We start from the raw sequence: 23413 nt of genomic DNA on the forward strand, positions 1-23413 counted from the left end.
TCAAGGTATGCCGCCTCGTCTTGAGCGGCACTGCCCAAGTTGGAATACGACTGGATCGGCATGGATGGCCCTCCCTTCCGCAGTTCTACAGCCGATCCGGCCTATCAACTGCATCCAGTTCGGCATCTATCTTTTCGAGAAGACGTTCGATCTCCTCGCGCTCCCTTGGACCGGGATCTTCTTCTAGGCGGCTGATCAGGTGCTGCTTTCGCGTCAGGAGCATTGCCACGCTCGTCATTGGAGGCATTAGTTCGGGACACTGGTACATTGGTCGACACCCTTCTTCATTGTCGCGATGCAACGAGGGCGACACTCCGAGGCGCTCGACCGGCGAGCGTGCCGGAGTCCGCTCTGGATACGCGCAAAACTAACGACCGGAACGTCAGTTCCTCAGAAGCTGAAAGGCACCGCCAGCGAGTAATCCGTCCAGCGCGAGGGGTCGTTTGTTCAGTGGCCGTACAGGCGCTCCTTGGAACAGGCAAGGTTCGGTATAGTTGCCAGCCGAGTAGCACCGAGCTCGCGTCTCGCCGACAAACGACAGCGCGGCCGTTCTCGGCTCTCGGGAGAGAGCTCAGGAAGTGGGTAACGAATTCAATGCCAACCATCCCCATGACTGCGGCCGGTCACGCCGCTCTTCAGGACGAACTAGCCAACCGCATTAGAATCACGCGGCCCCATCTTGCCGAGCGCATCCAGCAAGCGATCGCGGACGAACCCAATCTCGTTGAGAATTCGGAATATCAGGCTGCGCTGACGGAGCAAGGTGTCAACGAGGCACGTATAGCCGAGTTGGAAATCAAGCTTGCACGTGCAGAGGTCATCGATGTCTCCAAGCTCTCCGGCGAAACCGTTAAATTCGGCGCGACGGTGACGCTGACGGACCAAGATACGGGCCAGGAGCGAATTTGCCAAATCGTTGGCGAGCCGGAAGCCGATGCCGCCAGAGGCAAGATTTCAGTCAGCTCACCGATCGCACGGGCGTTAATAGGCAAGCCCAAAGGCGCAGTTGTAGCTGTCGAGACCCCAGGAGGCGATAAGAGTTACAAGATTGAGCAAGTTAGGTGGCTGCCCTAGAAGAAGAGCAGGCTTTTGAGCCAAATCTGGCCTGGCAGATTATCACCGGCAGTCGCCCGCCCCAGGCCAATCCTTCATGTTCAACTCCTGGCTTGGATGCGAGCCGGCAGGCAATTGCTGGCATGCGGATTCGGCTGCGTGAGGCTGGTCGCACAGTGAAGCGTTCGCGCTAGCGCAATAGTCCGCTTGCCTGGACGGGCGGAGCGACTTTTACAATTACGGAATTGGTGTGGTCACCACGCACTATGGTCAGCTTCACATCCTGACCGACACGTGCGAGGCCGATCTTGTTACGAAGTTGCGACGCGGTCCGGATCGGACGGTCATCTGCCATGATCACGATATCGTCTTTCCGCAAACCTGCCTGATCAGCCGGAGACTCTGGCGCGACTTCCGCGATTACTGCCCCTTCATTGCGGCCGCGATTGGTCGAAGGTTGTAGGTCGTGCAGTGAAACGCCAATGCGGCCACGCTCAACGTGTCCCTTATCTACAATCTGCTCCATGACCAGCCGCGCCATATTTGCCGGAATTGCAAAACCAATCCCGACATTACCTCCACCGGGCGAAATGATCGCGGAGTTTATACCGACCAACTCGCCGCGAAGATTGACCAATGCGCCACCCGAGTTTCCCGGATTAATCGCAGCATCGGTCTGGATAAAGTCTTCGTAGCCTTCCTTACTCAAGCCGGTGCGACCTAGCGCACTGACGAGTCCGGACGTGACGGTCTGACCGAGACCGAAGGGATTTCCGATCGCAAGCACGAAATCTCCGACCTCAAGTGCATCACTGTCGCCGAAAGGAAGCCCCTGAAGTCCGGCAGGGTTCTGGATCTGCAGCACTGCGACGTCCGTGGGCGGGTCGCGCCCGATCACCTTCGCAGATAACTGGCGACCGTCCTTGGTCGTAATCTGAACGACAGAAGCGCCTTCGACCACGTGATTATTGGTCAGCACATAGCCGCGCTTCGCATCGACGATGACTCCCGAGCCGGTCGAATTTATTTCCTTCTCGACCTGCTTGGGAATGTCGAAAAATTCACGAAAGAACGGATCGCGGTAAAGCGGATTGTCCGCACGAACGCGGCCGTGCACGGAAATATTAACGACGGCGGGTGTCACCTGTCGAACCACCGGCGCCAATGTTGGCACAGAAGCGCCCGTCTTCAGGTCCGGCACTTGAGCTGCAGCCGGATGAAACGCGGAGAGCGCCACAATTATAAACAGAGCCAATATTGTTCGCTTACCCAACATTTCGATCATCGTTGCATGGTCGTGGGATCGCCAATCGGCCACAGCTTCGCTCGTTGAAATGCCATGGTCGGAAGCGCCCACATCGCCGCGGCATGGCCAAGCAGCACGATGCCGAGAACAGCTTCCGTGATCATCACAACTACCTCCGCTGTGCGGCGGCCCAAGGCCGCCGCAGCCGCATGGGAACGCCACCGCCACGGGGCGGATCATCATCGCCGTCTACGTCGAGTTGCTGCAACGCTGCCAGTATGTCGGCCAACTTCACAGCGTGGCCCGTTCCGGGGACCTCCCGCAAGTCGGGGCGGGACTCCACCGCGTACATGTCGGACGCCCATGAAGACAAGATGATTCGCTTCTCGGACGTCGAGAGCTCCTTGTCATTCAGGACTTCCGCCGGAGAGACATAGTGAGCGGCGGGGTGGAAGAACGGTTGCAGACCACGGCCGTCAATCTTGACGTGAGTCATGGGTCGCCTCCCTATCTTACTCCTTTCCATGGGATGATGCTCGAGATTCGGGTGGCGGCGTAAGAGATGTCGCCACCCAATGTTGGGATCGCAGCGTCTAGAGCGCGATGTACGTTGACATCGCAGGTCCATGGATCGAGGCTACCTAAGCTGCCTTCTTCTGCTCAATCTGCGATGAAGTAGCCGCTCCACTTCCGATCTGGATCTTGCGCGGCTTCATTGCTTCCGGAATCTCCCGAACAAGGTCAACAATCAAGAGACCGTCCCGGAAGGATGCCTGCTTCACCTGAACGTAGTCGGCAAGGCTGAAGACACGCCGGAAAGGTCGCGCCGGGATACCTTGGTACAGATATTCGCGCGCAGCACCATCGGATTTCCTGCCTTCGATCGTGAGAGCATTCTGCTCGGCCGTCACGGAGATGTCGTTGGCTCCGAAGCCCGCCACGGCCAGCGTGATCCGATAGTTATCCTCACCGGACCGTTCGATGTTGTACGGGGGATAGTTGTCCTCAGCAGGCTGGCGCGACATGCCGTCGACAAGATCAGCCAGATGATCGAAGCCGACGGTGGTGCGCCAAAGCGGCGTAAAGTCGAGTGTCCTCATAGCCAAGTCCTCCAAAGAGCAATATGGATACGAAGCAAGGCAGGATGGAAGTCTCGCGTAGAGCCGAAGACTCCAATCCGGCGCCTTGTGCCGAGCCTAACTGGCGCTCGACACACCGCAGTCGCGGCTGAGAAACGAACTAGAACTCACCTTCGTGAGTTCAAGAGGGGCGTCCGCATTTTTTCTGCGCGGCCCTCGCTTTGCGTCTCCGTGACTAAGCGGCCAAGCGATCTGGAAAAGCGCCGTGGCGTAGATCATCGATTACTCGCTGCTCGCGCTCGATCCGGGCTTGATAAAGCTGGCGCTCTTGCTCGCTCTTCGCGGTTGAGAGCAAGCGCTCGTAGTGAGCGATAACTTTCTGGCTGCCCCTCATAAGAAAGTCGCGCACGCCGGATCCTACTGTCCCGCTCATGGCAGCGTCGGAGGTCCCGCGCACGGAATGTCTCGCCGAATCCGGTTCGAACATGATTGTCGCTCGCCGTTGACGACCTTGCATAAGGTCGCGAGCGGCCAGCGCGGGCCGCTCGCTGACGTTCAGCTTGTTGCGGCCGGTCCGGCAGGACGGGGCATCGGCTGCGGCCAGATGCCGATTGGCGCTTGAGTCGGCGGAAGCAAGATGTCGATCTTCATCTTTGCGGCCGCAGGCTGCCAATTCATCCAGGGCATCGTGTCGAGATACGGGATCGGCGGCAGTGGTAGTCCAGTGAAAGCACCTTGCGTTGCCTCGGCTCCGCGCGGGCTTTCCACGCCGTAAGCACCAAAGGCCGTCAGGGACATTGCGCTGCCGATTGCGAGAGCGAGCAGGCGTTGCCGCAGATTGCGAATGGTCTCCGTCCGGGCGGAGAACGTATGGTGATGGCTCATCATCTATACTCCTCCAATTGTTCGAAAGCAGATCCAGCCGAGTGTGACAAAGCTCAGGGAGAACATGAACCAATGGATCTCGTCACGTCTCATCCTGAGTCGACGACGATTAGACCTGTTCATGCGAGACTCCGTGTTGGAAGTGGTATTCTCCTCTCTGGTGACCCCGGCCGCGTCGGCCGGGGTCAATTGCTTAGAAGTCCATAGCGGGAGCTGCTGGAGTTGCTTCGGCCTTCTTCGGCTTCTCGGCCACGAGTGCCTCGGTGGTAATCAGAAGCGAAGCGACCGATGCGGCGTCCTGCAAGGCTGTACGAACGACCTTGGCCGGATCGATCACACCGGCTTTCACCAAGTCCTCATACTCGCCAGTCGCGGCGTTGAAGCCCCAATTGTAGCTCTGGTGCTCCAGAAGCTTGCCGACTACAAGTGAACCATCCTCGCCGGCGTTCTGCACGATCTGACGAGCCGGCACCTGGATGGCGCGGCGAATAATGTCAATGCCGGCCTTTTGATCGGCATTCGGCGTCTTGATGCCGTCCAGTGCCTCGAGGGAACGCAAAAGGGCCACCCCGCCGCCGGGGAGAATGCCTTCCTCCACCGCCGCGCGGGTGGCGTGCATCGCGTCGTCGACACGGTCCTTGCGTTCCTTGACTTCGACCTCCGTCGCACCTCCGACGCGGATCACGGCAACACCCCCGGCAAGCTTCGCGAGGCGCTCTTGCAGCTTTTCGCGGTCATAGTCGGAGGTCGTTTCCTCGATCTGGATCCTGATTTGCTGGGCACGCGCGTCGATATCCTTCTTGGCGCCCGCGCCGCCGACGATGGTGGTATTGTCCTTGTCGATGACCACCTTCTTGGCGCGGCCGAGCATCTTCACCGTGACCTTTTCCAGCTTGATGCCGAGGTCCTCGCTGATGACGTTGCCTCCAGTCAGAATCGCGATGTCCTCCAGCATGGCCTTGCGCCGGTCGCCAAATCCGGGCGCCTTGACGGCCGCAACCTTCAGCCCGCCACGCAGTCTGTTGACGACCAATGTCGCAAGCGCTTCACCTTCGATGTCCTCGGCGATGATCAGGAGCGGCTTACCGGACTGAACGACCTGCTCCAACAGCGGCAGCATGGCTTGCAAGCCGGACAGTTTCTTCTCGTGAATCAGAACGTAGGGATCCTCGAGCTCGACGCGCATCTTCTCGGTGTTCGTGACGAAGTATGGCGAGATGTAGCCGCGGTCGAACTGCATACCCTCGACCACTTCGAGCTCGGTGTGCAGACTTTTGGCCTCCTCAACGGTAATCACGCCCTCATTGCCGACCTTGTTCATGGCATCCGCGAGGAAGCGCCCGATTTCGGTGTCGCCATTGGCGGAGATTGTACCGACCTGGGCGATCTCGTCATTGGAGGTGATTTTCCTGGCGTGGGATTTCAGATCGGCGACGATGGCGTCGACAGCCAGGTCAATACCACGCTTAAGGTCCATCGGATTCATGCCCGCAGCGACCGATTTGCTGCCTTCCTTGAAAATGGCCTGAGCGAGCACGGTCGCCGTCGTGGTGCCGTCCCCCGCAAGATCATTGGTCTTTGATGCGACCTCGCGCACCATCTGCGCGCCCATGTTCTCGAACTTCTCCTCCAATTCGATCTCTTTGGCAACGGTGACGCCATCTTTGGTTATGCGTGGGGCGCCGAACGATTTCTCGATCACCACATTCCGCCCCTTCGGACCGAGTGTGACCTTCACCGCGTTTGCCAGTGTGTCGATGCCCCGCAGCATGCGATCGCGGGCCTCGGTTGCGAACTTCACGTCCTTGGCAGCCATTTCGATCTCTCCTTTCCTCTATGACTGTCGGCGCGCTAGGCTGCCTTCTTGATGGTGCCTGTCTTGTCGATGACACCCAGAAGGTCGCTTTCCTTCATGATCAGGAATTCCTCGCCGTCGATCTTGACCTCGGTGCCAGACCACTTGGCAAACAGGACAAGGTCACCGGGCTTGACGTCGAGTTGAACGAGTTGGCCCTGTTCGTTGCGTGCGCCGGGCCCAGTGGCGACTATCTCGCCCTGTTGCGGCTTCTCCTTTGCGGTGTCTGGAATGATGATGCCGCCGGCGGTCTTCTCTTCGGCATCGAGACGACGCACGAGCACGCGATCGTGCAAGGGGCGGAAATGCATGCACATCCTCCTTGGGCAGGTTCAGCGATGTCCAAAATCCGGGTCCGTAACGGCCCCCGGGCGAGCAACGACCTAGGCGCGGAGGTTCTACTTTCAAGAGGAAGAAAACAACTTTTTCTTGTCGAAGGACGGCTCATCGGATGCCGCTCGCGGCCCGCCGTCGCGGGCGCTCCAGCGCCGGGAATCGCTCGCCGCACGTTGAAAACCTAGATCATCAAACCGAGATGTTGCTCGACTGCGGAGCAACTCTGCGCAGCGCATTGGAGCATCGTCGAAAGGAGGTTGACCAGAAATGCGGAGCATAATGGCATTGGCTGCTCTACTCAGCATGGTGGTTTCGCTGCACGCCAAGGAAACGGATTCCTTGCGAGCATTGCGTGCCTCAGACGCTACCGTTAAGCAATTCGTAAGCAATCAAAGCGGGCAGCCGCGAAGCAAGCTCGCAACGACAAGGTCCAGCGGCCGCAAGGACCGTGAATTCTCGGCTGTAGCAATCGTGCCGGATATCTGCACCGGCTGCTGATCCGTCGATCAGCAGCCGGTCATTTTTTCTAGTGTACGCTTACTGAAGCGCAGTCTGAAGGTCCGGAAGGCGTGCGCAGATCATCGCCCTGATACGTTTCAGGGCACGCTGCTCGATCTGGCGAATTCGCTCACGAGAGATCCCGAAAGTGGCAGCAAGATCGTCAAGCGTTCTTTGCTCTTCTGCCATGTAGCGGGCTTCGACGATGGTCCGTTCTCGCGGGGAAAGCGCACTCAGCGCTTCCGAGAGTGCGGCCTTCTGCCGTTCACGCTCTCCGAGCTCGGCGAGCAAGGTTTCAGGATCAGGAGACGAATCGGCGAGCCGGTCCTGCCATTGTTCGCCTTCTTCATCACTGAGCTGAATATTCAGCGTCATGTCGCCACGGATCCGCCCGTTCATCTCGACGACATCGGTTTCCTTGACCTGAAGGTGCTCAGAGACCTGCTTCACCTGCTCCGGCGAAAGCTCGCCGTCGTCCGGCGCGCCTAGCTGTCTCTTCAACTTTCGAAGGTTGAAGAAGAGCTTTTTTTGTGCCGCTGTTGTGCCGAGCTTAACCAGTGACCATGATCTCAGGACGAATTCCTGCACGGACGCCTTGATCCACCAAGTGGCATAGGTCGCCAGGCGAAATCCTTTCTCAGGGTCGAACCGTTTGACGGCCAGCATCAGCCCGACGTTGGCTTCCGAGATAAGGTCGGCGATCGGCAATCCGTAGCGCCGATATTTCAACGCGATCTTGGCAGCAAGTCTTAGATGGCTGGTCACTAGACGGTAAGCAGCTTCGCGATCTCCGGAATCCCGAAGACGCCTCGCATACATCACTTCTTCGGATGCATCGAGCAACGGGAAGCTACGGATCTCTTGCAGATACCGGGACAACCCAGTTTCCGAATGGATCGCAGGGAGGGCTGACGTGATTGACATGGCTTGCCCTCCTTCAGAAGTCAGCGCCGCTCTTGAGCTCTAACGAGCAGCGAGAGGGAAGATGCAGCCGCGAGAACCCACCGAGGTGAGCGAGACCGATCGACTGCCAAGCGATGAGACAGGTAGCTTTCATATCCAAATCCTCCATGGAGCAAAATGGTACGAACCGCCGTGTCGCCTGACTTAGCTGGGCCCTGAGGGCGCCCAGCGACACTCAGGCCGGCGGGCGCCAAAAAAACTGCGAACCCAATAGGTTGTTCCTCGTTTCGAGTAGGCAATTACTCAGAAAAATCGCCATCATCGGCTACCGGACTGCCGCTACCTGCATGATGAGGGGACGAGCCCAGCGGGTGGGGCTTACCATCTTGCCGCCTGCCACCTGCTCTATCGAGGTGAAGCGCGAATCCGCTGGCCCCCGGCCCCTCAAGCCCAGCGCGGAGTTGCATGCTCGGGATCAGGTAATCGCCCCCATTTTGTCGCCGATACGGAATAGGTTCGGCGGTTGCCAGGCTGCGCATCCTTTCTCGCAAGCCTTCAGCAATAGCCTCGAAGCCGGCATCGTCCAGCCGGTCCACGCGATACACCACGAACGGCGGAAGGACTTCGTAGCCGGGATAGTAGAGGATGCCGTGGTTGATGGGGAAGAGCAGGTCGTCAATGGGGCCGTTGACGCCGCGAGGAGAGTAGTGCTCCTCCCAGCCGCCGGCGGTCACAACCAGCATGGCGCGCTTGCCCTTCAAGGTTCCATCGCCATAGCGATCGCCCCATCGCTTGTCGCTGTGTTCGCCAACCCCATAGGCAAAGCCATATGCGAACACCCGGTCGACCCAGCCCTTGAGGATCGCCGGCATGGAAAACCACCACAGCGGAAATTGCAGAATCAGGACATCCGCCCACAACAGCTTCTCGATCTCGGCTTTCACGTCGCGGGTCAACGTGCCGGCCTCGAAAGCCTGCTTGGACGCCGCGGCTGGCTTGAGCCGTTCACCTTCGCCCAATGACGGAAAGTCGGCTCGGTCGACCTCCGATTTCCAGCCCTGGGCATAGAGATCCGATACCTGCACCTCATGACCGAGCCTCTCGAGCTCCGTGACGGCGACCTTAAGCAACGCGCCGTTCAGAGAGTGCGGCTCCGGGTGGGCGAAGACAATCAAGACTTTCATGAGAAGCACCTCCTGATGATGTGACATCGATCAGGTAGCGCGCCAGGCCACGATTCAGTAGATGTTGGTAATGGATAGGATTGTGCCAGAAAATGGATAAGTCGGAAGTCACGCTCGAGCGCATGCGCAACTTCGTTCGAGTTGCCGAGCGGGGCAATCTGTCCGCGGTCGCGCGCGAGCTGGGAGTCGGCCAGTCAACGGTGACGCGGCATTTGCGAGAGCTTGAGGACGCAGTCGGAGTGCCGCTGCTCAGCAGGACCACGCGCCGGGTGACAATGACTGAGGAGGGCGCACGCTACTACGGGAACTGCGTCCAGATCCTCCGCCTTGTCGATCAGGCCGGCGAGGAGGCGCGCAGCACACGGGGCGCGGCAGCGGGTACGGTACGCATCTCGTGCACCGCGGCATTCGGGGTGCTGCACGTCAGCCGCTTCATCTTCGCCTTTCAGGACGTCTATCCAGACATCTTGGTCGATTTCAACCTCACCGACGAGCGAATCGACCTAGTGCAAGAAGGCGTCGATATCGCCATTCGGCTTGGGCCACCTGGTGATAGCTCGATGAAGCTGAAGCCGCTGGGTCAATCCCGACGAGTGCTCGTTGCCGCACCTCAGTATCTCGCCGCACGCGGCAAGCCCGTGCGCCCGCAAGACTTGGCAAGCCATGAAGGTGTAAGGATGTCGAACATCGCGGGAAGCGATCTGCTAGTGCTCCATGGGCGGCGCGGGGCACGACACGCCATTCCGTTCGGTGGACGCTTGCGCGTTGATCATGGACTTGCCGCCCGAGAGGCGCTCGCGTCAGGACGAGGTATAGCGCCCGCACATCTCTGGCTGATTGAGGATCTTCTTGCTGCCAGTAAGCTCGAAGTGGTGCTGCCCGACTTTTCGCCGCCTTCCGTTCCGCTGAACATGCTGATTGTCCCTGAGCGGTCGGGCATCGCCCGTGTACGTTTGCTGGTCGACTACCTCGCGGCGCGGATCGCACAGACGCCCGGAGTAGAAAAGCAGGCACTCACGGGCAGAAAACCGGCTGGAGGCGAAGGAACTAGGTGAACTTGACTTCGCGAGCAAGAAACCGCCCTGATGCAAGCGGGCGGGCCAAGCTCGGCCAGGGTTAGAGCAGGAGGTGCCACTGCTCAGTCTGATCTGTAGAGTGCCGGCTTGATTGCCCTTCTCTCAAGAGAAGGACCGGAGCAAGAGTGCCCGTACACTGTCGCGCTGGACTGTCTCCTAACCCGCCGGGATGCCAGCCCGCGACGAAAACCTTCGCGCCACGTCGGATACTGCAGCTTTACACCCAGTTCCCATTTTGCTTTCGCCACGCTCTAGCGCGGCTAGAGTTGCCCCTGCGGCGTCCTCGATATGGATCCACGACCACACACCGTCTCCGCTGCCCGGATCGGGAACATTCGTTTTTAACGAGAGCGATCATATCTCCGACGCGCCGGGACCGTAAAACGCACCGAAGCGAAGCACTATGCCGTTCATTGGCGTCTCGATCACCGCGCGCTCAAGGTGCCTGATGGCGGCGAAAGACTCGGCTTGTGCGGCGGAGGGCTCGGGATCCAGAGAGGATCCTCTTCGGTCTTCACGGGGCCACCTTGACGGATGTTCGTCCAGCCCGTGAAGCTTTGCGCTAAAAACCGGTTCACATCAGCTGCACGGCTGCTGCGAGCAGATTGTCAGTCCCGTTGGTTCGAAGCGCGTTTGTTCTCGCGAACACCGGTCGAAATGCTTCAAGTCCGGTTTGCCCGATAGAGCCGTCATCTGGTGAATGATGGCATCTGGCCTTGCGGCGCTGACAGCCCCGGCGACTGCCTTGCCGTTGAGGCCATCCATGACGGCCGGCGTAGCTCCGACACGGCCGAGTTCGGTCGCCTTCTCCGCGGTTCGCGTGGTGGCCGTCACCTCATGGCCGCGTTCGATCAATTGCCGCACGAGGGGCTTGCCAATCGCACCAGTGGCTGCAGCTAGAAAGACACGCATACAAGCTTCCTGATAAGAGATGCCGCCGCGGGCCTGCCGTTGACAGGCCTGCGGCTTTCAGTCTCAGAGACCTTCAGCGATAACCGGCGCGGGTCAAAGCCCAATCGAGTTCGCGCAACGAAGGCTGGACGAGCACTTGTCCGCCGATCGTGACGGTTGGGCTTGCGATCCGGCCGCCGGCCAACCATTCAAGCTGGCTTCGCGCTTCCGGATATGCCTCCCAATCCACGAAGTGGTAAGGCACGCCAGCTCGGTCGAGATGTCGACGGACCATCATAGTGATTCCGCACCAGCGGCTGCCATATACGACGATGTCGCCGACATGTGGCCTCGTTCTAAACATCGAGGAGGTGGACGCATACATGGCAATATCTCCTCAAGCTGCCTTCCGAGTGCTGAGTCCGTCGAGGACTTCGAACAGCTCGTAAATGTCCGGGACATGCTGAAGCTTGGGCGAGACGTATGCGTAGCGAATGATGCCGTCAGCATCGATCACATACAGCGCGCGCTCCGAAAACCCGTCCGCTTCGCGCCAGACTTGGTAGAGCCGGGCGACCTCGCCCTTCGGATTGAAGTCCGACAGCAGCGGGAAGGTCAGCCCTCGAACTGCGGACCAGGCGCCGTGGCTGTAGAGGCTATCCACCGAAATGCCGACGAGTTCGACACCCCGGCGCTCAAATTCCTCAAGCTCGTGCTGGTAAACATCCAGTTGCCGGCTGCAGCCTGGGCTCCAGTCGAGCGGGTAGAAGGCCAACACAACCGGTCGTCCGCGGAAGTCGGACAGGCGAATGGTGCGCCCGTTAGCATCAGGAAGAGTAAATTCGGGCGCTGGCTGCCCCACCATGAGCGGGGTGCTAACGGCGTCCCCCTCCATCGCCGGCGCGTGCTGATGGAGTTCAACGATGTCCTCAATTGTGGGACCCGGCCTGGTTTGTGCCGGGTTGGAAGTGCCCACCGCGCGCCAGAGCTCCTGCACCATCCCATGCAGCAGCGAGATCGCCTGCCTTTCAGCGCCACCCGAAAGCTGCGGCGCTAAAGCGGCAAAATCAGCCTCAAGTTGTTCTATACGGCTCGGGCGAACGTCGAGCGGACCTGCATGCGTAGTCATAGCTTGCTCCCTGTTTCCAATCGTCCTTTCCTGTGAGGGGCTAAACGGCGCGGGCGCGTCGTCTGATGACGATCTAGGAGCATCGGTGACAAGCGCAAGCTTCATTCCCACCGGACTGGCGGCTACTTGGCGTCGTACCCAGATTCAGGACAGGCTGTTCTTACGCGAGGAAGTCCCATGGTCGATAAACGGCGAGTAGTTTGCCCGAACTGCGATAGCATCAATGCCGTTCCGACGGATCGACCGGCAGAAGCTGCCAAGTGCGGCCGCTGCCACGCGCAGCTTTTTCAGAGACGCCCGATCGACCTCAACGCCACCCAGTTGCAGAAGCATCTCAGCCATTCCGACGTGCCAGTCATTGTCGATTTCTGGGCCCCCTGGTGCGGGCCGTGCCGCGCGATGGCACCGATCTTCGCGCAAGCAGCCCAGACCCTGGAACCCAGAGCTCGTTTCGTTAAAGTGAACGTCGACGAAAACCCGCAGGCCGCTCGCGAGTACGGAGTTCAAGGTATTCCCGCGCTCTTCGCTTTTCGTGCAGGCAAAGTAGCCACGCGCCACTCAGGCGTGATCGATAGTGTCGCTCTCCGCAATTGGGTGCAGCAACTCGAGTCCTGATTGGGAAGCAGTTGCGCTGTGACAAAGCTCAACGAAACGCTCGAGTGGCGCCGCACGATGTGAGCCCACCCTGGAGCAAGGGGTCACATTAACCTCGGCCGAAGGAATACCCCGCCGATTTACTAGGCGGGCTCATAACACGCAGCCGGCCACAGTCTGATAGATGCGAGTTGAACGGAGGCAAGGTAGTTGGCGGCGAGCTTGTCGTAGCGCGTCGCCACCCGACGACATTGTTTGATCCTGTTGAAGAACCGTTTCGACCTGATTGCGAGCACGATAGAGGTAAAGGACCGAAGCAGATCGGATCGCTGCGATTGCTTTTCGGCGGGATGTGGGCCCACGCCCCTTTCTTCATGGCAAGCTCTCTGCCCAGTCGGCGTCATAGCCACGTCAGCAAGCAGCAGTGATCCGGATTTCAGACGAGACAGCAGGTCGAACGTCGTGAGCCTCGCCCGGGGCTCAATTCCAGTCGCACCGGCAGACCGTTGGTATCGGACCACCGCGCGAATTTTGCTCGTCAGGCCGTCACGGTGACCTCCCCATCGACTGACGCTGGTTCCTCGTGACGCAGGCTCCATGCTGATGCACGCGGACAATGGAGATATCGATCATCTGGACAGCGGCATCATGGGCACGGGCAAGTGGGTAAATGATGCGGCCCCGACACCGGCCCGCCGCCAGCGGGCGAAGCGATTGTAGCAAATGGTGTAGGGGCCAAACGCCTCGGGCAGATCACGCCGGGGCGGTCCGGCGCGCAAGTCCTAGAAGATGCCGTTGAGGATACGGCGCTCGTTCACCCGTGGAACGCCACGCGGCTTGTTCGGCAGCACGGGTTGATGGCAGCCCATTCATAATCCGCGGGTTCGTAGCGCATGATTCGAGCCTCCTATTTTGGGAGTTTGAATCACGGGGGGCTGGCCGAAAGCAACACTCCTGGCCAGTCCTGATATGGCGCTTGCGGGCAAAAGCGGACATCAACCCACCGGCAATTCCAGCCGGCACCGTCGAAAATGACCCTCATCAGACCTGTCCGCCGGTCGTTTGGCTCTCTCGGCGTTCAAAGTTCGGTGGTAAGACTGTCCTGCTTCCCAGCGCGATGTCGTGGCGGTAAATGTAAGTTCCTAAGCGCCCAACCAGAAGATGGGTGGCGTTTCGGATACCTTCTCTCGCAAGCGGCCATCGCCTCTTATATCGTTGGGGGGAGCTAGGAGGAGATATGTCAGACCGGCGAGAGCTCTATCGCAGCCCGAATGGCGACGCATGGTTCATCGCTCGCGAGCCGGCAAGCGGTCATGCTTTCATCATCCACCAGCCCAATGCGCCCTCTGGTGGCCGCCTATCTCACGTCGAGTTGGGTGAGTTCTTGCGTCACGGAAGTGGGCCCGAACAGCAAGCATTGTTGCGATTGATCGGAACGCTGGTCGAGGTACCACCTTTTGCGTAACAGGGCTCGCGCTCTCAGGAGATTTTCGCGATCGATCAACCGCTGGAGATCACTGAAGGTACGAAAGCTGATCTTCCGTAACGACTCGCTCGATCTTCTCGGACTTGCACTTGATGCGGTACCTTACCCGTCCATCGGCCTCGATGGGCATATGCTGTACGATGGTGTAAATCGCTGGCCGTTCAGTTCCGGTCCGTCCCTGTGGGCCTTGGGGTTGGTGGCGAACGTCTTCATTGAGCTTATACGCATAGGACATGTGTTTACCTCACGGTTGCGGCTGCTCCAGCGGGGCTGGAATGCATCCTGTTGTTTCCGGCTCCTGACGCGCTCACAGTGCGGACCATTTTTGCCTTGGCGGGTTCGTTAATCCTCGAGTATGGATTTTGTAGCGTCGAATATCTGTTCCGCTGTGCCCTTGATTGTGCCCTTCGCCCAGGCCTGAAACACGGCGACGTAGGCGTTCCTGTAAGCCTCTTCATCCGCAGAAAAGTAGACTTCGTCTGTGGCGGTATCCAAGACGAGCGCTCCTTTATCGATGCAGATTTCCTCGACCAAGACCAGGCGCTCTTCCTGCTCGGCCAGATGCCGCTTTACAATACTCATTGGATCTCCTGCTTGCGCGAACCCTACCACGTTCGTCGAATTGCGCGGCCGCTCAATGCACACACATCAATCGTTGCTTAAAGAGGCCGAATAGGCCGTATCAGACCGAAGGGGAGGGAGCGAACATAACAACAGGAAGCCATCCCCGGCAGCGGGAGTACTCCCGCAGGCCGTAAGCATCGCTCATAGTTTAGCTCTTCGGACAGCCTTTGCTGCTGTTCGCCAGAGATCGAACTACGAGTCAGCCGTCCAGTGATCGGAGGCCGCCGCCAGTACCAGCGTCACGCTTGGGTTGGCTTGGCGAGCGCAGTCCAGAACAGATTGTCGGCTCTTCTCTCGGTGACTGCGCGATTATTTTGATGCGAAGCCGCCGACGAGCTTACTTATGTATCGCTTTGACCGGTCCATCAAAAACCCCGCTCCCGATGATCTGGGAGCGGGGCATGACCACAAGCTCTGCCAGTACATCCGTGGCGAGAGCGACAGGTCTGTCGTGCTCTTACTTAAGCAGCAGCACGAAGATTTTCGGCGGCAGACTTGCCTGTACGACGGTCTGCGACGACGTCATACGACAGCGTTTGACCTTCGCTCAGAGTATCCATACCGGCGCGTTCAACCGCGCTGATATGAACAAAAACGTCGTTGCTGCCGTTTGTCGGCTGGATAAAGCCGAAGCCCTTTTGGCTGTTAAACCACTTCACTGTGCCTGTGTTCATCAGGTCGTCCTTTCGTATACGCGCAGGATCTGGCGCGCGGAGTTGCGGCCAGTGTTCCGGATAGTCGATGTTGGAGAATGTCTGAAACGTGCGCGCCGTCAGGAGCTGAGGCGAAGGCGGAACAGTTGTTCGGCCAGTATCGATGTTCGAAACAATACACCAGCAGTTGAGAGACTTCAATAAGAAAGCCAACGGTGCTGTTCATCCGCGTTGGTGGTTCCTTCTGAACCTCATGACTGATTGCTGGAATGACCCTGAGTGCTGGGAAATATAAGGGCTCCTCGTCTGCCCGATAAAGGACAACGCGCCGGGCGGGCCGGCAGCTGAAAATGCCTCGCGAGCTTCACTTTTTGCGTACTTTGCTGCATAGTTCGGCACGGCAAAAGTGAAAGTGAGTTTCAAACCAGTCCGTAACTCTGAAGGCGACTGGGCTATCATCGCCGAGTACCCAGGCGCAGAACCCAGAGAAATCACGGGTTTCACAAGCAAGACCGAAATTGAAGATTGGATGCGCGGAGAGCGTCGGATCGCGTGGCTCCCGATCCCAGGGTTACGCGAAGTGAGTTGATGACTCCTTCCTCCAACTATCTTTGCAGGGCGATACGGCCCTGATCAATGAGTGCAAGGATCTAGTAATGACCGAACGGAAACGCTCTGCCCAGCAGCAGGTAGCCGACGAGGCGGATCGCAAAGCACAAAACCCAAACGGAGCGCGGCAAACGATTGCGGACAGTCAGGCCGATCCAGAGTTCCAAGAAAACCACAGACGTCTCAGAGCGGAGCGGTTAGCGCGAGAGGTCGAGGGCAAGGCCGGCAGGTAAGGCGTCTTGAAGTGCCGTTCAGGAATGTTTTCCCTTGGCGCTCCATCAGCGTTTTCTCCCGTCTGTCTGTCGGCTTTCTTCTCGAGCTCATCGATTCTGTCCAGTGCGCTGCTTAAGTGCTCGCCCAACACCAGCAGTGTTGAAGTAGAGCTGCTGCGACATACGCGATGTTGCAGCATGTATCACTCGCTTTATTTCCTCTCGCATTTGCCATGGCTGTTCTCGTAGTGCCTTCGTGATCGGAGCTAAGACAAACGCGACTCGCGGCCCTGGAACTCAGGTGCAGGTCGATCTTTATTTGCGGCGATCCTGCTCAATCCGGTTGGCAGCCGCGAGCTTTCCCCCGATGTACTGCTTTAGATCACCAACCTCTTTCTCGATGGCCTCTCGCGTGATGTTTTGATTCTTGGCCCCGTCGACGAGGCGCTCAACCAATACGTCCACGCTTTGTGAAGCGCCCGGTGTCCCGTATTGCTCCGCAGCGTGAACGCTATTCTCGATCCAAAAATCAATATACTCGCGTGTCTTCGTTAGCATGCGAAGTCTCTGCCAGTACCGAATTGAGCTTCACTGTGGAGCGTAACCACATGCAGAGTTGGGAGCAAGGAGGACAAGCTCGAACCCGGCGACGTTTACAGGATCGATGCGGTAAGGCCGCCCAGAAGGACAGCGTCTTTCTCGCAGGCGACGTTTTGACATTGGCCCTTCCCGAGAAATTGCGCTGCCCCAGGAACCTGGTCGCTATAGGGGTAAAGCGGCCGTAGCCTTTGCCGCATCACGCGGCCAAGTTTATGGGCACACGGTCTAGCGGGGGCATTGTTCTGAGGGTGCTCATGCTGCTAGTTGTGGCACGTGCCCGGCTGGCGCGGCAGGAGCGATCTCTAAGGACTCCTTGCGCTGCCCGTGGATCGTCGCGCGTTCGAGCTCGAGTAACGCGAGTTCGACTTCGCGGAGGCGGGATGGGCGCCCGTGGTCCGACAGCTGGTCGCTGTTCGCGTGCTCCATCAGGAATTCGGTCCACGCCCAGTTTATCAGGATCGACCGTTTTGCCTCGATCGAGAGCGCTGCATCCTTTGCCACAGCCATAGGGCAGGTCCAGCCTTCATCCCCTCGACGGTCGTGCCGAGCTTCAGCGCCTGCAACCGCTTCCATATAGCTGTTTTGCAAGGCACCAAGACCAAGCCGTTCGAGCGTGGCATCGGAGAAGGCACGCGTCACTCCGGGCGCGCATTCAGGTCGGTCGGCGCGCTCCTGCTGAGACGTCTGAACCACGTATGATAGTCCCTGCCGCTCAGCGTAACGTATTGCCGACCTCAGCGTCGGAAAGCTGAGTTCGACCTGCGCCAGGGGATCATCATCGGAAGTCCAACCCATCAAAGGCTCCAAGTAGGGAGCGCTGCGCCGCTCGAACACGAGCCGCCAGCCTCCGGAATTGGCTCTTCCCGAAGACATGCACGATCTGGCCGGCTGAAAGATGATTGCTGCCGCGCCTTTGGGAAAAACGGAAGGGGTCAAAAGCTGGTCTGCACGATGATTGTCATTGGCGAACGCAGCATTTGGTGTGGGATATTCAGCTATTTTGGTTCTCACGACCTCCATTTTATCCCTCCATCTGAGAACAGCGCGCGCAAGCGAATCACGCGGCGTGTCGATCCTATGAAGGAGGACCAGGGAAACCTCGATACGTAACGTCGCTTTTCGCAACCGTTGCGGTCAACAACTTGGGTGCAGGGTGCCGCGCCTTCAAGATCTCCGAGCTTCGCAACGGCGTCCCGACCCGCGTTGCTCGCCTCGGCCGACGCCGCAGAACGCCTGATCGCCAACAGGCTGGACCGCTTGAGCCTTTGTGTCGCCAATTGTCTGGCGCCGGGCGCCGTCAGGGTTCGGCTCAAGTCGTCAGAGACGAAGACGCCAATGTCGAGCTTACGAACGGCGCTGGATTTCAGCGAGCGGCGTATCGCGGGATTTGAAAGGCCCGGCGGAGAACCGGGCCTTCTTCTTCTCATCACCAGGCGTACCAGTACGGATAAACCGGCGGATAGTAGCGGACTACCCGATACGGGCGGCCGTAGTAGTAAGGGGGCGGGCCGTAGACCGATCCATAATAAACCGGGGGTGCGGTGGCGGCGGCCAGTGTTCCAGCGAACAGTCCGAGAGCAAGCCCGGGACCGATACCCGGACCGCCCCAGCCATGGTGACGCCAATGAGCCGAAGCCGGCGCAACCGATCCGACGAGGAGCGTTGCCGCCGCGACGACTGCAAGAGCAAGCTTTCTCATGTCGCTTTCCTCAAGTGTTTCGCGCTCTGCGCAGTTGTGTTCCTTATCGTCTTCTCTTTAGCCGAACATCGGTTCGGCAATACATTCAATTAGAACTGTCCGGGGCGAGTTCAAGCTACTCGGTGACCATCCCCTGTCGACCCTGGCAGCGATTTGACGGAGCCGACAACCGGTATCGAGAAGTTCTTCGCATTGCTCCGATCTTCGCAATGCAACACGGCGATGCAAGCTAGCCGGCCGGCGGGATGGTGATCTTATAAGTGCAATACTTGCTGCTGGGCCCCAGCATGCGCTTGGGTGGTTCAGCTCTGGCTTGAAGCAAAGCAAGTTGCTCCGAGCAAAATCGCACGCCGCGCTATTTGCGCCCAACCGAACCGTCAGACAACGCCTTCCGTACACTCTAGCGGAGTTCGAGCGAAAGAGGCTCGAGAGCCTGCGTGAGGTGAGGCACAAACTACTTCGCAAGCAGCCCGTTCATAACGGTCGGGCTGCGCATTCGCAAATGACAGCGATGTTAGACTAGTCGGAGGCCTTCCTTTGGCATTTCCCGGATCAGCAGCTCAATATCGCTCTGCTCCAGCGTCTCCTTCTCAAGGAGCTTCTTTGCCGCGCGGTCCAGGATCGGACGCCGCGCGGTCAGTATGCCTTGGGTGCGCTGGAAGACCTGATCTACTATGTCCTTTACCTCACGGTCGACGGCTGCGGCGGTCTCCTCCGCGTAGTCGCGCTCGTGAACTGGATAAGGCTGGTCGGGGCCCGCGAGGAAGTTGCCGGGCTCCCGGTCATAGGCAACGCTGCCGAGTTTCTCCGACATGCCGTAGCGTGTCACCATGCTCCGCGCGATGTCGGTCACCCGGCGCAGATCGTCGGCCGCTCCGGTCGACAGATGACCAAACACGATCAGCTCAGCTGCGCGGCCGCCGAGCAGCACGGCCATTTTGTTCTCCAGCTCCTCCTTGGTCATCAAGAATCGGTCCTCGATCGGCCGCTGAATAGTATAGCCGAGCGCGCCGACCCCACGGGGAATGATCGAAACCTTGTGCACGGGATCAACGCCGGGCAGGGAAAGCGCGACCAGCGCGTGGCCCATCTCATGAAAAGCTACAATCTCACGCTCCTTGGGATTGAGCAGCCGGTTACGTTTTTCCAGGCCAGCGACCATGCGCTCCACCGCGTTATTGAAGTCGCTCATGCTTACCGCCTCGGCGCCGCGGCGGGTTGCCAGGAGCGCCGCTTCATTGACCAGGTTAGCTAGGTCGGCGCCGGTAAATCCCGGCGTCAAAGCTGCAACAGACTCCGGCTCGACGTCACCGGCGAGCCGCACCTTTTTCATATGGACCTTGAGTATCTCGATACGGCCCTTCTTGTCGGGACGATCGACCAAGACCTGACGGTCGAAGCGGCCGGCGCGCAACAGCGCGGGGTCAAGGATTTCAGGCCGGTTGGTTGCCGCCAGGATGACCAGACCCGATCGAGAGTCGAAGCCGTCGAGTTCGACCAGAAGCTGGTTGAGCGTCTGCTCCTTCTCGTCGTGCCCTCCAGCAAACGGGCCGATGCCACGGGCTCGGCCAAGCGCATCGAGTTCGTCGATAAAAATGATTGCCGGCGCCTTTTCGTGTGCCTGCTGGAATAGGTCGCGCACCCGTGCCGCGCCAACTCCAACAAACATCTCGACGAATTCCGAACCCGAGATCGAGAAGAACGGAACTCGAGCTTCGCCTGCAACCGCCTTCGCGAGCAAGGTCTTGCCAGTGCCGGGGGGGCCGACCAGCAGCACACCTTTCGGCATGCGACCACCAAGCCGACTGTAATCGGTGGGATTCTTCAGGAAATCGACTACCTCGCGAAGCTCGTCCTTGGCTTCGTCCACACCGGCGACATCGGCAAAGGTCACGCCTGTGTTGGATTCAACATAGATCTTGGCTTTGCTCTTGCCGATCGCCATCAGCCCGCCGCCAAGGCCGCCGCCTTCAGCCATGCGACGGCCGATGTACCACCAAAGCCCGAAGAATAGCAGGACCGGCATCACCCACGAGAGGAGGTCGCGCAGGAAGGTGCTCTCGATCTGGCCGGTGAACCGGACGTTGTACTTCTCGAGTTCCTGCGCCACGTCCTGGTCGACACGCGTGGTCACAAATCTCTTCTGGCCGCCCGGCAGCGGCTCCTTGAGCACGCCCTGCAGGGTGCGATCGGAAATGCCGACGGCATCAACTTTCCCCTGATGCAGCAACTGCAGGTATTCGCTGTAAGGAATGACGGCAATTTGTGTCGCCGTCGCGATGAAATACTGGATGAAGAAGACCGCGAAAACCGCGGCAATGGTATATCCGACATTGAAGCGAGTTTTGTTGGTCATGCAGAAACTCGATGCAAAGTTTCGGGAGCGGCTTCCCGGAAACCGGGCCGGGCAACGGGCTACCGCGGCACTGCTCGAAACAACTTGGGCGTGGCATTGGTTTCAACGAGGTCCTGACGGAGCCTGAAGGCCCACGGTCGGCCGATCTCAACCCGTTAGATGCGGCGGCAGCCCGCCATAGGCAGAGGCCCGCCCTCCCTCTCGACGCGCGTAAGCCCGTCGACCGCCACCTTGGCTTCCGCGCATTGTGCGAGCGCGATCCATCGCTCCGGCGTTCCCAGGGACGATAGGGACGCTCTGTCATTTCCTAGATGATCGCGGGCAGCATGAAGCGGCCGCCATGGCCAATGCGCTCGGACCAGCATTGATCGATCCAGTTTAGGCCGGCTCCCTAGTAATGCTGTGGACGTCTTTCGCTTCAGCCATCCTGACAGCATGACCATCCCTGGGAGCCGGGCCGGGTCGCTTCGCTTTGAGCAGGCCCGACGCGAAGGAACGCTCGCCTCTGATGGTGATTGTCGTCGGACGGGCAAGCTCTTTCCATCCTTGAACCCGTCGTCCGCCCTATTGCGGATCCAGTCATGTACGTTTGCAAGCCTTCACTACGATCGTTGCTCGCGGCCCTCTTCGCAGCTGCACTTGCAACCTCCGTAACGGATGGGTACTCCGCAGCGTCTACCGATGCCGCAAGTTCACGGGTACGAATCCAGATTATGGGAGTGGGCGCCGAGCCGTGCGATGTGTTGGAAGGAGCCGACAAGCAGCGCGTACTATTTTGGCTTGACGGATTCTGGAGCGGTCTGAACTACGTCGCGGCGGCGAGTGGACAGAAACAGTCGAGCGCGGACGCCGATGCGGTGCTAAAGGAAGTCGAAAGAGCATGCCGGCGCGATCCTTCCCAAATATTGGCCAGTGCGGCGTGGACAGCTTTTCTGTCACTGAACGCAAAATAGCCTTTGCCTTCTGCGCCAAGTTCCTGCCCTTCTTGCGCGCTCCTGGCAAACAGCTCTTTGACATGACAACATCAGGGATTCAGCCGGGCTGGGCGAGACGCGGGCCAAGCCCGTCCGTTGCTTGCGTATCGCGCCCAAGGTGTGCGTGCAGCGCGAGATTGCCCTCTTGAAAGGCTGGAATCTCGTTCTAGGTTGAAAAGCACAGTGCGGACGCTCACCGGGCGCCAACCGGGCCCGGTCATCGGACGTCAACTGTCCGCGCTCGTGACCATGTTGCTCAATGGAGGATATGGCTATGACCAACTTTGATTGCTCCTCTCTGGCGCTCAAGGATTGGGTTCGATCGCCTCTTCGATCTGCTTGAAGACTCGGTGCCAGAAAGCGCCGACAACTCCCCACCTTACAACATTGAACGGAACGGAGAGGATCACTACCAGATCTCACTCGCGCTAGCCGGTTTTGCACCGCATGAAATAACCATTACTGCGGAGCAAAACGTCCTCACAGTAGAAGGCCGAAAGGCTGAAACGGGGGACCACCAATACTTGTACCGGGGTATTTCCGTGCGCCCATTTCGGCGTGAGTTCAACCTCGCCGAATACGTGCAAGTGAAAGGCGCCTCGTTCGAGAACGGCATGCTTAAGATCGATCTTGTACGTGAGCTCCCCGAAGCCATGAAGCCGCGGCAGATACCGATTCAAGCCGGCAACGACAACCAGAGGCTTGAGCACCAGCAAATGGCGTGAGTTCACTCGGCTGCTTTCAACGCGCGCGGCCCGCGCTGCGCGCTGAACTCAGTTTCGCCGGACGCTGAGCTGGTGGATCTCAGCGCGTGGTCTCCTCACCCAACGGCCGGCGTGAGCCGAACTGCCGGTGGACAACCGGGCAAATCTCGATGGCTGTTCGAGTTCGCTGCGCCGATTCAGGAGAAATTGCATGAAGAACGCAATGTTAAATGACCCGCAGCAGCTCGAGCGCAAGCTGCTCACGGTTTTCGAACGTCACGGGAGCGACGGTCGCGCGATCACCTTTGAGAGCCTCGCTGCCAATATTGGAATGCAACAGCAAGCGAAGGATCTTCTCCTCGCCTTGGGAAATCTGGTCAGACGAGGGCTGGTTAGGGGCCGCTGCAGCGACTTCGCCTCGTCCCAAGGAGCGCGGAGCCAGACCTCGTATTCCTCCGCCGTCATCAGGATCACCGGCATGGCCTGGGGGTGGACGCGCTTGACCTCGGCGTTCGGCTCGCAGGTGAGGAAGGCCAAGACGTCGGTGGTGATCTCGCCTTCCTTCGCATTCCGCACACTGGTCCAATTTGTCCATAGCCCCGCAAATGCGATCAGAGGCCGCGCTCGTGCAGAGCGAACCAGACTGGCGCTTTCTTGCCATCGAGGAATGTTGCCTTATGAATTCTGATTTTCGAGGGTCACCAGCGCGCGTAATGTTCGCTTTGCCCGCATCTTCCGGCGATGAGCGCACGATGTCGCGCGTTGAA

General features: G+C 59.1%; 22 protein-coding genes and 2 pseudogenes. 4 read left to right on the top strand and 20 right to left on the bottom strand.

Annotated elements, in window-relative coordinates:
- Positions 1-594 precede the first annotated feature (594 nt).
- The gene (gene greA / locus JJB99_RS00705) at positions 595-1074 is read left to right on the top strand and encodes a transcription elongation factor GreA (protein ID WP_200496929.1); all 480 of its coding nucleotides are present in this window, start codon (positions 595-597) and stop codon (positions 1072-1074) included.
- A 169-nt stretch (positions 1075-1243) separates the two neighbouring features.
- Here the strand turns inward: greA and JJB99_RS00710 are convergent, their stop codons facing one another.
- From JJB99_RS00710 to JJB99_RS00745, 9 genes are all read right to left on the bottom strand, one after another.
- Positions 1244-2329, bottom strand: a complete 1086-nt coding sequence (locus JJB99_RS00710) for a trypsin-like peptidase domain-containing protein (protein ID WP_200500001.1) — start codon at positions 2327-2329, stop codon at positions 1244-1246.
- Positions 2330-2334: 5 nt separating this feature from the next.
- Complete coding sequence (locus tag JJB99_RS36640) at positions 2335-2463, bottom strand: hypothetical protein (RefSeq protein ID WP_283816014.1); 129 nt, start codon at positions 2461-2463, stop codon at positions 2335-2337.
- Positions 2464-2468: 5 nt separating this feature from the next.
- Entirely contained in the window at positions 2469-2795 is a 327-nt protein-coding gene (locus JJB99_RS00715) for a hypothetical protein (protein ID WP_200496930.1), read from the bottom strand.
- Between the two features lie 145 nt (positions 2796-2940).
- Positions 2941-3399 carry an Hsp20 family protein gene (locus JJB99_RS00720; protein ID WP_200496931.1) on the bottom strand — a complete coding sequence of 153 codons (459 nt, stop codon included), beginning with the start codon at positions 3397-3399 and terminating at the stop codon, positions 2941-2943.
- A gap of 214 nt (positions 3400-3613) precedes the next feature.
- Positions 3614-3865, bottom strand: a complete 252-nt coding sequence (locus JJB99_RS00725; RefSeq protein WP_246775113.1) for a hypothetical protein — start codon at positions 3863-3865, stop codon at positions 3614-3616.
- A gap of 591 nt (positions 3866-4456) precedes the next feature.
- Complete coding sequence (gene groL, locus JJB99_RS00730; RefSeq protein ID WP_200496932.1) at positions 4457-6079, bottom strand: chaperonin GroEL; 1623 nt, start codon at positions 6077-6079, stop codon at positions 4457-4459.
- 35 nt (positions 6080-6114) lie between these two features.
- Positions 6115-6429 carry a co-chaperone GroES gene (groES, locus tag JJB99_RS00735; protein WP_200496933.1) on the bottom strand — a complete coding sequence of 105 codons (315 nt, stop codon included), beginning with the start codon at positions 6427-6429 and terminating at the stop codon, positions 6115-6117.
- A 562-nt stretch (positions 6430-6991) separates the two neighbouring features.
- Complete coding sequence (gene rpoH / locus JJB99_RS00740) at positions 6992-7876, bottom strand: RNA polymerase sigma factor RpoH (protein ID WP_200496934.1); 885 nt, start codon at positions 7874-7876, stop codon at positions 6992-6994.
- A gap of 278 nt (positions 7877-8154) precedes the next feature.
- Positions 8155-9039, bottom strand: a complete 885-nt coding sequence (locus tag JJB99_RS00745) for an NAD(P)H-dependent oxidoreductase (protein ID WP_200496935.1) — start codon at positions 9037-9039, stop codon at positions 8155-8157.
- 92 nt (positions 9040-9131) lie between these two features.
- On the opposite strand from JJB99_RS00745, the gene JJB99_RS00750 reads away from it, so the two are divergent.
- A complete protein-coding gene (locus JJB99_RS00750) occupies positions 9132-10094 on the top strand; it encodes a LysR family transcriptional regulator (RefSeq protein WP_200496936.1) in 963 nt (320 codons plus the stop codon).
- Positions 10095-10694: 600 nt separating this feature from the next.
- Here the strand turns inward: JJB99_RS00750 and JJB99_RS00755 are convergent.
- From JJB99_RS00755 to JJB99_RS00765, 3 genes are all read right to left on the bottom strand, one after another.
- Positions 10695-10970, bottom strand: coding sequence for a hypothetical protein (locus JJB99_RS00755; protein WP_210347634.1), 276 nt, complete (start codon positions 10968-10970; stop codon positions 10695-10697).
- A 130-nt stretch (positions 10971-11100) separates the two neighbouring features.
- Positions 11101-11391, bottom strand: coding sequence for a glutaredoxin family protein (locus tag JJB99_RS00760; protein WP_200496938.1), 291 nt, complete (start codon positions 11389-11391; stop codon positions 11101-11103).
- Positions 11392-11403: 12 nt separating this feature from the next.
- Positions 11404-12135, bottom strand: coding sequence for a peroxiredoxin (locus JJB99_RS00765; RefSeq protein WP_200496939.1), 732 nt, complete (start codon positions 12133-12135; stop codon positions 11404-11406).
- Positions 12136-12312: 177 nt separating this feature from the next.
- Between JJB99_RS00765 and trxC the strand changes: the two genes are divergently transcribed.
- On the top strand, positions 12313-12750 hold the full coding sequence (gene trxC / locus JJB99_RS00770) for a thioredoxin TrxC (protein WP_200496940.1): 438 nt from the start codon (positions 12313-12315) through the stop codon (positions 12748-12750).
- A 122-nt stretch (positions 12751-12872) separates the two neighbouring features.
- Here the strand turns inward: trxC and JJB99_RS00775 are convergent.
- The 7 genes and pseudogenes from JJB99_RS00775 to ftsH form a co-directional block, all read right to left on the bottom strand.
- Positions 12873-13624 (bottom strand): annotated as a pseudogene (locus tag JJB99_RS00775) (IS5 family transposase).
- 933 nt (positions 13625-14557) lie between these two features.
- A complete protein-coding gene (locus JJB99_RS00780) occupies positions 14558-14797 on the bottom strand; it encodes a hypothetical protein (protein ID WP_028154345.1) in 240 nt (79 codons plus the stop codon).
- 503 nt (positions 14798-15300) lie between these two features.
- Positions 15301-15513, bottom strand: a complete 213-nt coding sequence (locus JJB99_RS00785; protein ID WP_080586619.1) for a cold-shock protein — start codon at positions 15511-15513, stop codon at positions 15301-15303.
- Between the two features lie 1115 nt (positions 15514-16628).
- Positions 16629-16871, bottom strand: coding sequence for a hypothetical protein (locus JJB99_RS00790; RefSeq protein WP_200496941.1), 243 nt, complete (start codon positions 16869-16871; stop codon positions 16629-16631).
- A 294-nt stretch (positions 16872-17165) separates the two neighbouring features.
- On the bottom strand, positions 17166-17933 hold the full coding sequence (locus JJB99_RS00795; RefSeq protein WP_200496942.1) for an NADH dehydrogenase ubiquinone Fe-S protein 4: 768 nt from the start codon (positions 17931-17933) through the stop codon (positions 17166-17168).
- 406 nt (positions 17934-18339) lie between these two features.
- Entirely contained in the window at positions 18340-18612 is a 273-nt protein-coding gene (locus JJB99_RS00800; protein WP_200496943.1) for a hypothetical protein, read from the bottom strand.
- Positions 18613-19126: 514 nt separating this feature from the next.
- Positions 19127-20968 (bottom strand): ATP-dependent zinc metalloprotease FtsH, encoded by a 1842-nt coding sequence (gene ftsH / locus JJB99_RS00805; RefSeq protein ID WP_200496944.1) that lies wholly within the window; start codon positions 20966-20968, stop codon positions 19127-19129.
- A gap of 1258 nt (positions 20969-22226) precedes the next feature.
- Here ftsH and JJB99_RS00810 point away from each other — a divergent pair.
- Positions 22227-22667, top strand: a complete 441-nt coding sequence (locus JJB99_RS00810; protein WP_200496945.1) for an Hsp20 family protein — start codon at positions 22227-22229, stop codon at positions 22665-22667.
- A 255-nt stretch (positions 22668-22922) separates the two neighbouring features.
- Here JJB99_RS00810 and JJB99_RS00815 read toward each other — a convergent pair.
- Positions 22923-23311, bottom strand: a pseudogene (locus tag JJB99_RS00815) (SOS response-associated peptidase family protein); the annotation flags it as partial.
- Positions 23312-23413: the final 102 nt, after the last annotated feature.

Source organism: Bradyrhizobium diazoefficiens (assembly GCF_016616235.1).
Classification (GTDB): Bacteria; Pseudomonadota; Alphaproteobacteria; order Rhizobiales; family Xanthobacteraceae; genus Bradyrhizobium; species Bradyrhizobium diazoefficiens_H.